Raw genomic sequence first — 11924 nt, 5'->3', positions numbered from 1 at the left:
CAACGAACTATCCAAAACAATACGTGTTACAAGCCCGAACTATTGATCTCTGTAACCCTTAGGTAGAGTATGGTGCATCTTTCATTTCTGTTCAGCTTTCACCCATTCAACAGGATCCGAGCCCAAGTATGAAAACCAATTTAATCACCCGTGAAGGTTACACCAAACTCAAAAAAGAGTTGGACTTCCTTTGGCGAGAAGACCGACCAGAAGTCACCAAGAAAGTGACTTGGGCCGCCAGCTTGGGCGATCGTTCTGAGAATGCCGATTATCAATACAATAAAAAACGCCTGCGTGAAATTGACCGCCGTGTTCGCTATCTTCGTAAACGACTCGAACAGGTTCAAGTTGTTGATTACTCGCCTCAACAAGACGGCAAAGTCTTTTTTGGCGCATGGGTCGAGATTGAAAATGAAGACGGTGAAAGCATGTCATTCCGCATCGTTGGACCTGATGAGATTTACGGCCGTAATGACTATATTTCAATAGACTCTCCAATGGCGCGTGCGCTGTTGAAGAAAGAAGTCGATGACGAATTCGAAGTCAGTACACCAGCAGGCAAAAAAGAATGGTTCGTCAATTCCATTCGCTACACCGATGCCCAGGCAATTTAAAGAAGCTCGACTCAACGAGAAAGTGCCGACTCAGTAACTGACAGGCTTCTAACACACCACTCCTTGTCTACGATAGAAACCCTCGTAGAATGGTTCCCTCAATAACAACATGAGAAACAAGCGGATGAGCAACACGATCAACCAGATGATTGCCAGTGAATTAAATGTTCGCAATGAGCAGGTCACGGCTGCAGTCACGCTGCTCGACGATGGCAACACCGTCCCTTTTATTGCCCGTTACCGTAAAGAAGTGACCGGCGGATTAGATGATACCCAACTCCGTAACCTTGAATCACGCTTAGGTTACCTGCGAGAGCTAGATGACCGCCGTCAGGTAATTCTAAAGTCCATTACTGAACAGGGTAAAATGACCCCTGCACTTCAAGCAGAAATTCATGATGCCGACAGTAAAACTCGCCTTGAAGATCTGTACTTGCCTTATAAGCCTAAGCGCCGTACCAAAGGACAGATTGCCATTGAAGCGGGTTTAGAGCCACTAGCAAACTCGTTATGGAATGACCCAAGCCAAACGCCAGAGACACTAGCAGCCCAGTATATTAATAGTGACAATGGTATTGCTGATACCAAAGCGGCCTTAGATGGTGCGCGTGCCATCTTGATGGAACGATTTGCTGAAGATGCAGCATTACTCGAAAAAATCCGCCGCCAGCTACAAAACAATGCAGAATTAACCTCTCGCTTGGTCGATGGTAAAGAACAAGAAGGTGCCAAGTTCAAAGACTACTTCGAATACAGTGAGGCGCTGAAGAATGTACCCTCTCACCGCGCGTTAGCACTCTTCCGAGGTCGTAATGAAGGTGTCCTGCAGGTTTCATTGAATGCAGATCCACAGCAAGAAGAAGGTGTCCGTGGTTCGTACTGCGAAATCATGATTGCCAACCACTACGGTATTACATTGGGCAACCAACCAGCCGATGCATGGCGCAAGCAGGTGATCAGCTGGGCATGGCGGATCAAAATTCTGATGCACATGGAAACCGAGTTGATGAGTGCATTGCGCGAAAAAGCCGAAGACGGTGCGATGCAGGTGTTTGCAGATAATCTCAAAGATTTGCTGATGGCTGCCCCTGCAGGTCCACGAATTACGCTGGCACTTGACCCTGGTTTACGTACTGGCTGTAAAATAGCTGTGGTAGACCAAACAGGTAAACTGCTTGATTTCGCAACTATTTACCCTCATACAGCACGCAGCCGTATTGCCGAAGCTGAAGCGACTCTGCTAGCACTCATCACCAAACATGGCGTTAACCTTATTGCGATTGGTAACGGTACTGCTTCACGTGAAACAGACAGTTTCGTGGCAGATCTGCTCAAAGACAATAACCTCAAAATACAAAGTGTCATGGTGAGCGAGGCAGGGGCATCGGTCTACTCTGCATCAGAGCTTGCCGCCAATGAGTTCCCGAACCTTGATGTATCAATTCGTGGTGCGGTATCTATTGGTCGCCGCCTGCAAGACCCACTCGCCGAGTTAGTGAAAATAGACCCTAAATCGATTGGCGTGGGTCAATATCAGCACGATGTCAGCCAAAGCATGCTTGCTAAACGCTTGGATGCGGTAGTTGAAGACTGTGTAAATGCCGTTGGCGTTGATGTAAACACCGCGTCATCAGCCTTACTCACCCGCGTGGCAGGTTTAAGTACCACCATTGCACAGAACATCGTCAACTATCGTGACGAAAACGGCCGCTTTGAAACGCGTACGACATTGAAAAAAGTCGCTCGTTTAGGGCCTAAAGCCTTTGAGCAATGTGCAGGCTTCCTCCGAATTATGGACGGCAAGAATCCATTAGATAGCTCTGCCGTTCACCCTGAGTCTTACGCGGTGGTGAAAAGCATTGCCGCAGCCAATAGCAAAGCGGTCGATGCCATTGTCGGCAACAGCGATTTCTTACGCAACCTCAAAGCGGCAGACTACACCGACGATAAATTCGGCCTGCCAACCGTCACTGATATTATTAGCGAGCTTGATAAACCAGGTCGTGACCCCCGCCCAGAGTTTAAAACTGCGACCTTTGCAGAAGGTGTTAATGAGGTAAAAGATCTGGTTCCAGGCATGGTACTAGAAGGCGTGATCACCAATGTCACCAATTTTGGTGCTTTTGTTGATGTGGGCGTCCACCAAGATGGGCTGGTCCATATTTCTGCGTTGTCTGATAAATTTATCTCAGATCCGCGTGAAGTGGTTAAGGCTGGTGATATCGTCAAAGTCAAAGTCATGGAAGTCGACTTACAGCGTAAGCGCATTGGTATGTCGATGCGACTGAACGATGAGCCTGGGCAAGAGAAACCCGCACGCAAACCACAAGGTCAACGCCAAGAAGCGCGCCAACCAGCACCGAAACCACGCAACGAGCGAACACCAAACGCATCAAATCCACCTATGGGCGGTGCCTTTGCAGCCGCTTTTGCGAATGCGAAACACAAGAAGTAGTCACTCGTAGCAAAACACGCTATCAAACGCAAAGAGCCAGCAAACATGCTGGCTCTTTTTGTATCTTTGCTTGCAGCTGGTATAAACGACTACAGCACAACTAAGTACTCAGTGGGCGGATTCGGTACTGTCGATTGCGCATATTTATGAGCAATCACCCCTTTTGTTCGTTCGGTAGTACTGATCTGCTCAAGCGCTTCAAGTACCTCTCGTGGCAACTTGATGTGCATCGAATAACCCAACTCAGTCACATCAGCCATATAAGTACCGGCCGAGAGTGCCTTAACTAACTGCTCAAATTCATCTTGATAACCATACTGTTTTTCCGTAGTGGCAAGATCATGATAATCAGGGTGCTCACTCGGATCCCATGCTGGTTTCTTGAGTTGCTTTTCTTCGCTACTGAAAGGCTTTTCACGAGCGGAAGCAGCCATTTCTGCGGGAGGAGTAATTTTATCACGTACACGATTATCCCGCGCAGCCTGTTCGGTTGGCGGATTGATCGAAGGTGCTATAGTGGGTGCACCGACTTGTACGGGGGTTACTAGCATGCTGATGCATTTCTCCGAACATCAGCCAATGGTAAAAAATCTAGACGATGGCCAATAATACCGTTGCGACTGTACCGATCGCAGAAAGCACCTGCCCGGCGGTATAGAAGTCATCAGTGTTATCTTTTACTTCATCAGGATGATCCATCCCTAGTACGCCATAGGCAAATGACTCGGTTTTACTGCCCTCGTCATTATCTGAACCATCAGCTTTTATCGCTTGTTGTGCTACGTCTTCTGCCTGCTTTTGTTTAGCTTCTTCAGAAATGGAAACCGTTGTCTGTGCGACTACAGGCTTCGCTTCACCCTGAGCACCTTGCCCAACTCGAGTGGAGGCCGCCGATGCCTTCAGGCTCGACGGCGTATACGTAGCGTTATTATTGATATTTCCAATTGTCATTATGGCCTCTCTATCCTAGAGCAACTCCATTTTTAAGTTATCGGCAACACTTCGCTAAAGTTTAAAAAAATGTTACCAACATGCCACACATGACGTCTCGCTAAATCTAACTTAGCGGATAAATCCCTTTAATACCTGAATAAATTCATCAGGATGTGAAATAAACGGTGCATGAGATGCAGAGGCAAAAATTTGCCGCTGAGACTCAGGGGCTAAATCATCCAGCGCTTTTGCAATTTTCACCGGCACCAAGCCATCAAGCCGACCATAAATACGTAGCCAAGGTTGGGTAATACCTTCAAGCTGATCACGTAAATCAACCTCTTCCAGCATCTTCAACCCCATAGCCAATGCCTCACGGTTTGGGGCAGGTCGCGATAAAACGGCCTCTTTCAGCCGCTTGATATCCTGCCTTGCCGTCGGGCTACCCATCGCTTGTAGCGCCAAGAAGCGCTCAACCGTTGCCTGAAAATCTTGATCCAGCTGACGTCTAAAATCCGCTAACACCTCGGGTTTGATCCCACGCCATGTGTGTTGTGCTGCAAACCGTGGTGAGCTCGCGACAGTGATCAGTTGGCCAACACGTTCAGGGGCAAGCAATGCCGCCTGAGTCGCAACCAATCCCCCCAATGACCATCCGAGCCACGTTGCAGACTCCGGTGAATTATCAAGCAATTGGCGTGCCATTCCTTCTACATCAGTCGCAGGTAGTTCATGGCTATGGCCATAACCCGGTAAATCGACAATATGTAACCGGTAATGCTTCGCCAGTGTAGGCACAAGCTGTTGCCAGGCCGCACCATTCATTCCCCAGCCATGAATGAGAACCAGATCGGAACCTTGACCTTCCGTTTGCCAGTAAAGCTTGGCTGTCATTTATATTTCCTTTATTTCAGCCTCAGGATAGTGGAATGGTATCGCCAATCACCAAGATAGCCAACACTCTGCTTACACCTCCATACTGCCAACTCTGCCGACTCCCCATCCCAAATGGAGGAAAGCTCTGGTGCCATCATTGCCGACAGCGGTTTCAACAAACCCCTTACTGCCAGCGGTGTGGCTCCAATACCCTCACCATGACCCCACATTGCGGACGATGCCTAACCAAGCCGCCACCGTGGCAACATTTTGTTCGGCTCGGTGAATACCAATTTCCATTGCGAACGCTGGTCCACCAGCTGAAATTTGAGCGTAAATTTTGGCTGGCACAACCGCTTGGCCATTTATTGGCAGCACAAATTCAAACTCCTGCCCCTGTTGTTATCCCCGTACCTTTGCATCCGCTTCGCCGGCTTTATCGCAGCTTTAACCAAAGTACGCTGCTGGCTGACGCCATTGCCGAGAAAACCCACAGCAATTGCTTGCCACAAGCGATCCGTCGCAAGCTATATACTCAACCACAGCACCAGCTAAGCCGGCAGCAACGACAGCGTAATCTGCACGGGGCATTTATACTCAAAGAACAGAGCCTTCCAAACCATGTGGCGATTGTTGATGATGTGGTGACCACAGGCAGTACCGTTGCCGCTATTGCAACCCTGCTACAGCAAAACGGCGTCGAACAAATCGATATCTATTGCCTGTGCTTCACTTCAAAAGTGGAAAGTCATAAAACACCACAAGAATCAGACTGAAATCATAGATTTTCGATTAGGGGGTGATAGATAGGGCATCAAAGAGTAGAATAGAATTAATCTTACTAATTAAGTCAGGTATTACGTCGTGTCTATGATTACTATTACTGATAATGCTCAACAGCATTTCGGCAAACTTTTGGCTCAACAACCAGAAGGTACAAACATCCGCGTATTCGTGGTTAACCCTGGTACTCAAAGTGCAGAGTGCGGCGTGTCGTACTGTCCGCCAGAAGCGGTAGAAACCACCGATACAGAAATCAAACTGGATCTATTCTCAGCTTATGTTGATGAGCTAAGCCTACCTTTCCTTGATGATGCTGAGATCGACTTCGTTACCGATAAAATGGGATCACAGCTAACACTGAAAGCACCCAATGCAAAAGTGCGAAAAGTGTCTGATGATGCAACATTGATGGAGCGTGTTGACTATGTGATCCAAACACAAGTTAACCCTCAACTAGCAGGCCACGGTGGTAATGTGTCTTTAGCTGAAATCACGGAAGACGGTATTGCAATCCTCCAGTTTGGCGGTGGTTGTAACGGTTGTTCAATGGTTGATGTAACGCTAAAAGAAGGTATTGAGAAAGAACTGCTTGCACAGTTTGTTGGTGAGTTAACAGGCGTTCGTGATATCACCGAGCATGCTCGTGGTGAACACTCTTACTACTAATCGCTAGCCAGTAAAAAGCCAGATACTAAAAAGCCAGCTGATGTTATCTCTTTCGAGTAAATAACATTCAGCTGGCTTTTTGCGTAATACCAATCTGAAAAGTAACCGTTCTGTTCACCATCATTCGGTCACAAAACGATTATTTTCAGGTTAGCTCAAATTACGTTTCAACCACGGTGATCGTCACACTACGACGACCCCAGTTGCGTGCAGCCTGAATATCTTTACCCATATAGATATCGATTTTCTTCGTCCAACGCTTGTTCATCTTGTCCATCACGACATATTCGCCCGGCAGACCTGAGATTTTCACTTTTGTGCCGTGCTTAAAGCCCATGCCCAGCAAATCTCGCGAGACAGCAATGACCTTCATACCCGGTTTCAGCCTGTCTCCCCAAGCCGCAATCGACGGGTTGGCATTGGTTTGTGCGCGGACGGAATTGTACGCCGTCGCGGTTACTTTAAATGTCTGTCCCTGGATAGCAGCACTTGCTGGCACACCCCAGCTCACCGCCATTATGGTCAATAAAATACCAAAAAATGCTTTCTTCATCTGTACTACCTATGCAAAAACTGCTCGTATTTTAAACAGATCCCAATTGCAATGGGTAGTTTTTTTTACCACAAAAATGGCATAACTTAGATGAAAAAACCTAACTATTTGTTTACACAGGCAGGTTCCAGAAAAATATTTTTTTGCCACTGATAGGCAAAAATAGCCGCAAGCCCAATCCCTCTTACCGCCATAAATCCCAGCATCGCCCCCCACAAGGCATGGTTACCAAAATCAGCTAACCACCACCAAATGACAAAGAAACTGCAGGTGGCAAAAAACATGCTGTTACGCATTTCGCGACCACGTGTGGCGCCAATAAAGATCCCATCAAGGAGAAAACACCACATCGATACCAAAGGTACAGCAGCCAGCCACGGTAAATAAATGGCGGCCTCTTGCTGCACTGCGGGAATATCTGAGATCAATCCAATAATCTCATGCCCAAACACGGTAAAGGCGAATGTAATGAACAAGGAAATCATCAGACTCCAAAACGTTGTGCCGATCATGGTTCGGCCTAATTCTTCACGGTTACGCGCCCCAATCGCTTTGCCCACCATGGCTTCCATTGCATAAGCAAACCCATCCATCGCATACGAAACCAACATCAAAAAGCTCATCAGTACCGCGTTGGCGGCAACGACATTGTCGCCTAAGGTCGCACCTTGGAAGGTCATAAAGGTGAAGGCAAGCTGTAAACACAGACTGCGTAAAAAGATGTCGCGGTTAAGCTTCAGTAACCGCCCGGCTCCCTGCCATACCGAGCTCAATTTCGTTTTTACCGCCGGAAGAGATTGGGCAAGCCATTGACGTGACACAAACCATAAACCAAGCAGTAACCCGCTATACTCTGCAATCACAGAAGCGGCGGCAGCCCCTTGCACTTTCCAACCGAAGCCAATCACAAATAATATATCCAGCACGATATTGACCACGTTAGTGATTATTAGCAGCCACATAGGTAACTTGGCATTTTGTGTGCCGAGCAGCCAGCCCATAATGACAAAATTCGCCAAAGCCGCTGGCGCTCCCCAAATACGGATAGAAAAATACTGCTCAGCGTAGGTTTTCACCTCATCACTCGCACTGCTGAATTGGAAGATCAATTGCGAAACAGGCTGGTGGAAGACAATCAAAATCAGCGCCAACAACCATGCCAAAGCGATGCCCTGAATAAAGACCGTAGCTTGGGCATCTTTATTTGATGCACCATACGCCTGTGCGCTTAACCCTGTGGTCGCCATGCGTAAAAAGCCTAGCAGCCAAAATGTCACATTGATCATGGTGCCGCCTACCGCGACACCACCGAGGTACCAAGCATAATCGAGATGACCAATCACCGCCGCATCAACCAGGCCGAGTAATGGTACGGTTATGTTTGATAGCACCATCGGCAGCGCCAGTGCAAACACCTGACGATGCAAAGAAATATCCCGTAATGCTTTAAACACAACCACCTCGACTCACGCTATATGCAAACCGCGATTATCTGGTTATTGCCCGAAAATAGAAAGCCCCCGCACCGATTGATCCGTTGCGGGGGCGAAAAAAGGCATGAAACGCAATAGGGATTACAGTGCTACTCAAGTAAGTTGATCAGCCAGTGGTCAGCAAGCAGCACCACGAATAGCGCTAGCAAATGCCATATTGAATACTTAAATGTTGCCCATGCATGTCCGGGTTGGTCGGCAAATTTCAACTTAAGAGCGTAACCGATAAAGCCAAGGTTAATCACGCTGCTACCCACGAGGTACAGCAAACCATTCATCCCTGTCAGCCACGGCAGTAAACCAACTACGGCCAGAATTACGGTATAGAGTAGAACCATGGTTTTGGTAAATTCAATACCATGCGTGACAGGAAGCATCGGTATACCGGCCTTGGCGTAGTCATCTTTCCGGTGTATCGCTAACGCCCAAAAATGCGGCGGGGTCCACGTAAACACTAACATAACCAACAGCAACGCATGGGGATCTAGCTGTCCAGTGACGGCAGTCCAACCTAGTAACGGAGGAGCAGCCCCAGCCAAACCGCCGATAACGATATTTTGCGGTGTCGCATGTTTTAACCACACCGTGTAGATCAGCGCATAGCCAATCAGACTGGCAAAAGTAAGCCAAGCGGTTAGCGCATTTAGCTGCCACAGCATGACAAAACCCACCACCATCAGTGCCGTGGCAAAGATCACCGCTTTATATGTTTCTACTCGACCCTTCGCTAACGGGCGATGGTACGTTCGGGCCATTTTTGCATCAAAACGTCGGTCTAAAATATGGTTGAAAGCCGCCGCCGCTGCCGATTGAAAGCCTATCCCCAACAACCCCAACACGACTGCCTTTAAAGGAGGGATCCCCGGTACCGCTAAACACATCCCCACCAAGGCGGTGAGCAGTAACATCGCAACCACTTTCGGCTTGGTCATCGTTAGGTAGTCTTGCCAGACTGGCACCCACCCCCGCGTTGTAACACGTGGTTTAATACTGCCTTTAGCAGTCAATTGTCCTTTTTCCATGGTTTAGCTCTCCCTTGCCTCTGAGCCAGCAGTCGCTCGGTGCCAGCCTGACCTTGTTACTCGTAAACAATAGATACGATAGTTAACAGCAACCATCATCAACAACAGCACGACCCCAACCACGTTATGTCCAACCGCAACAAACAGCGGCAAGCTGGCTAACACATTGGTGATCCCTAAACAGACTTGAACACTTAGTATTCCGACTGTCATCACGGCAGCAGCACGCAACTGCGCCTGGCACCACAACCGCCATGCCAAGATCAACAACAACACACTGGTTATTATCGCCCCAATCCGATGCACGGCATGGATTGAAACGCGTTGTTGAAAGTTAAGCACCCCATACTGATAACTGTCATGTTTCGGCTGAATGAGATGAAAAGCACTGGCATCAAATTGCTGGAGCCAGTTAACTTCACAGATAGGGAGCTGGGTACATACCAATGCCGCGTAATTGGCTGCAGTCCAGCCACCGAGTGCAATCTGGCATCCGACCACAAACAAACAAAACGCGGCAAAGAATTGAAGCCCTTTCGTGGGGTGATTAGTTTGAATAAGTGGCCTTGGCTTTTTCTGTAATCGCAGCACCAATAACAACAATAAACAAGCGGTGGTGAAGCCTCCTAGCAGGTGCCCCATCACAACCACGGGCATCAATACCAGAGTGACGGTCCACATACCTAACAATGCTTGAAAGATCACCGTCACCAGCAGTAAAGCAGGCAAAACCCGAGGACGCCCAGGCTTACGCCATGCCACGATATTAATCAGTAATATCAACAGCCCTAACGTGCCAGCAATGTAGCGATGCAGCATTTCATTCCATGCTTTTTCAGCCTCAACAGGCAAATCAGGAAATAACGCTGACGCCTTGTCCAATTGCTCCGCCGTTTGCGGGACCGCAGCAAAACCATAGCAACCCGGCCAATCGGGACACCCCAACCCCGCTTCGGTCAAGCGGGTATAAGCCCCCAATGCAATCACACATAGCGCGAGGGCAAGGGTGAATTTGACCAAGGACTGAAAACCTAACCATTTCATATCCAGCCCTCCTTAACCGATTTTAGAAATTTTTAGCAACCGCTTGAGATCCCGCAGCAAGTCTTTACCTTGTGCGAGAATTTCCACTTTCCCCTTAACCAAAGGGTATGCCATCATCACATTACCCAGCGGATCAGCGATATAGATTGCCTTCGCACCGTACTCAAGGGTTTTAAGTTGAGTAACCACATGCTCAGGCACTTGCCGCTGCTCGACCCCTTCAACTTGCTGGCGGATGTTATCTGGTTGTGTCGACAAGCTTTCTGCTGAGACCAATAACAAGCTACTAACTCTGGATTGCTCTGCGCCTACCGCTTGTGGAATTTGGCGTAGGTTAAACAACGCGCCAGAACACTGTTCATCGCATTGTTCTGGAAGCAGGTAAATTAATTGCCATTGCTCAGTTTCACCAAGCCATTCAGAGGTCAATGGGCTCTCCAGCAATTCACCACGATTGGTAACCCCTCCTTGATACCAATTAAGGTCAAGAACTAGCTTCGCCAATATCACAGGCAGTGCAAACGCACCAAGCAGTAATAACAACGTTCCATGTTTCTTCATACCTTGTTGCTCCTTTTTAACCACCACAATGCCGAACCAGAGACAGCTATCGCCAGCAAAAACCATTGCAAGGCATAGGCGTAATGTTTTTGCGGCCCCATCACAACGGGTTGCCATGTTTGCTGTAATGCAACAGGACTATCAGGTTCAATTTGCAATATCCACGGCTTGAGTGGCAGTGACATTTTTTCCCCGAGTGTTGCCAAATCTAAGTTTTGTACTCGTGCTGGCCACTGCGTCCCCCATTGTTCAGGCGCCAATTCCAGTAGGTTTGAAGGGGGAGCAATAATACCGGTTACCTTCAGTTCGCCGTGGTGCTCAGGTAACGTAGGGATTTGATCACGATAGGTAGGAGCGGCTATCCAACCAAGGTTAACCAAAACCCAGCCATTATCAGCCGCAAAAGGATACAAAACGTGATAACCGGGTCGACCTCGGTATAGCTGGTTATCCAGCAGTACCGCTTTACTATGGTCGAATTCACCAACTAACGTCAGGCTGTACCAGCGAGGGTCGCGGGGTAAACTCGCCAGACTGTAATAGACCTGCTCACTGCGGAACTTAAGAGCATGACTTAGGCTTTCTTTTTCCTGTGCGCGTGACATTTGCCATAAGCCAAGCTTGACCAATGTCACGAGTACCGCCAAAGTAAAAAGTATGAAACCGATCCTTCGCATAACCACCTATCAATTTCTGGAGGCTGTCCATGTTGCTAAAAGCCCTAATCGTCTGCTTATTGGTATTCATCATCTTTAATTTATTCAGATCATTACCGATGATGTTAACGGGTAAACAAACCCAGCCGATGTCGCGCTTTCTCGGCCGCCGTATTCTCTTCTCGGTGCTACTGTTTGTGCTTTTACTATTAGCATTGGCGGGCGGTTATATCACCCCGAATCCCCGCCCCTACTAATTGGCCCCCTC

At 48.2% G+C, this 11924-nt stretch carries 14 protein-coding genes; 5 read left to right on the top strand and 9 right to left on the bottom strand.

From position 1 onward, the window contains the following. The first annotated feature begins 128 nt into the window (after positions 1–128). Together greB and L4D09_RS05970 are read left to right on the top strand one after the other, a co-directional pair. Complete coding sequence (gene greB, locus L4D09_RS05975; RefSeq protein WP_428456576.1) at positions 129–614, top strand: transcription elongation factor GreB; 486 nt, start codon at positions 129–131, stop codon at positions 612–614. 124 nt (positions 615–738) lie between these two features. Beyond that, positions 739–3069, top strand: a complete 2331-nt coding sequence (locus L4D09_RS05970) for a Tex family protein (protein WP_428456575.1) — start codon at positions 739–741, stop codon at positions 3067–3069. A gap of 89 nt (positions 3070–3158) precedes the next feature. Here the strand turns inward: L4D09_RS05970 and L4D09_RS05965 are convergent, their stop codons facing one another. The 3 genes from L4D09_RS05965 to bioH form a co-directional block, all read right to left on the bottom strand. Next, entirely contained in the window at positions 3159–3620 is a 462-nt protein-coding gene (locus L4D09_RS05965) for an ATP-dependent Lon protease (protein WP_428456574.1), read from the bottom strand. A gap of 40 nt (positions 3621–3660) precedes the next feature. Continuing rightward, a complete protein-coding gene (locus tag L4D09_RS05960) occupies positions 3661–4020 on the bottom strand; it encodes a hypothetical protein (RefSeq protein ID WP_428456573.1) in 360 nt (119 codons plus the stop codon). Positions 4021–4131: 111 nt separating this feature from the next. After that, positions 4132–4896, bottom strand: a complete 765-nt coding sequence (gene bioH, locus L4D09_RS05955; protein WP_428456572.1) for a pimeloyl-ACP methyl ester esterase BioH — start codon at positions 4894–4896, stop codon at positions 4132–4134. A gap of 35 nt (positions 4897–4931) precedes the next feature. On the opposite strand from bioH, the gene L4D09_RS05950 reads away from it, so the two are divergent. Next, positions 4932–5654, top strand: coding sequence for a ComF family protein (locus tag L4D09_RS05950; protein ID WP_428456571.1), 723 nt, complete (start codon positions 4932–4934; stop codon positions 5652–5654). Between the two features lie 94 nt (positions 5655–5748). After that, entirely contained in the window at positions 5749–6327 is a 579-nt protein-coding gene (gene nfuA / locus L4D09_RS05945) for a Fe-S biogenesis protein NfuA (protein WP_428456692.1), read from the top strand. A 160-nt stretch (positions 6328–6487) separates the two neighbouring features. On the opposite strand, the gene L4D09_RS05940 is transcribed toward nfuA, so the two are convergent. From L4D09_RS05940 to L4D09_RS05915, 6 genes are all read right to left on the bottom strand, one after another. After that, the gene (locus L4D09_RS05940) at positions 6488–6880 is read right to left on the bottom strand and encodes a 3D domain-containing protein (protein WP_428456570.1); all 393 of its coding nucleotides are present in this window, start codon (positions 6878–6880) and stop codon (positions 6488–6490) included. Positions 6881–6984: 104 nt separating this feature from the next. Continuing rightward, positions 6985–8334: an MATE family efflux transporter DinF gene (gene dinF / locus L4D09_RS05935; RefSeq protein WP_428456569.1), complete on the bottom strand. Its 1350-nt coding sequence runs from the start codon at positions 8332–8334 to the stop codon at positions 6985–6987. Positions 8335–8462: 128 nt separating this feature from the next. Next, on the bottom strand, positions 8463–9395 hold the full coding sequence (gene cyoE, locus L4D09_RS05930; protein ID WP_428456568.1) for a heme o synthase: 933 nt from the start codon (positions 9393–9395) through the stop codon (positions 8463–8465). A 3-nt stretch (positions 9396–9398) separates the two neighbouring features. After that, positions 9399–10439: a COX15/CtaA family protein gene (locus L4D09_RS05925; RefSeq protein ID WP_428456567.1), complete on the bottom strand. Its 1041-nt coding sequence runs from the start codon at positions 10437–10439 to the stop codon at positions 9399–9401. 12 nt (positions 10440–10451) lie between these two features. Beyond that, positions 10452–11000 carry a cytochrome oxidase gene (locus L4D09_RS05920; RefSeq protein WP_428456566.1) on the bottom strand — a complete coding sequence of 183 codons (549 nt, stop codon included), beginning with the start codon at positions 10998–11000 and terminating at the stop codon, positions 10452–10454. Continuing rightward, positions 10997–11635: an SURF1 family protein gene (locus tag L4D09_RS05915; RefSeq protein ID WP_428456565.1), complete on the bottom strand. Its 639-nt coding sequence runs from the start codon at positions 11633–11635 to the stop codon at positions 10997–10999. Before L4D09_RS05915 ends, L4D09_RS05920 begins: the two co-directional genes overlap by 4 nt. A 71-nt stretch (positions 11636–11706) precedes the next feature. Here L4D09_RS05915 and L4D09_RS05910 point away from each other — a divergent pair, with 71 nt between their 5' ends. Beyond that, complete coding sequence (locus L4D09_RS05910; protein WP_428456564.1) at positions 11707–11913, top strand: DUF2909 family protein; 207 nt, start codon at positions 11707–11709, stop codon at positions 11911–11913. Positions 11914–11924: the final 11 nt, after the last annotated feature.

The sequence above is a fragment of the Photobacterium makurazakiensis genome, assembly GCF_050336715.1.
Taxonomy (GTDB): domain Bacteria; phylum Pseudomonadota; class Gammaproteobacteria; order Enterobacterales; family Vibrionaceae; genus Photobacterium; species Photobacterium makurazakiensis.
This window is presented reverse-complemented; position numbering and strand designations above follow the sequence as displayed.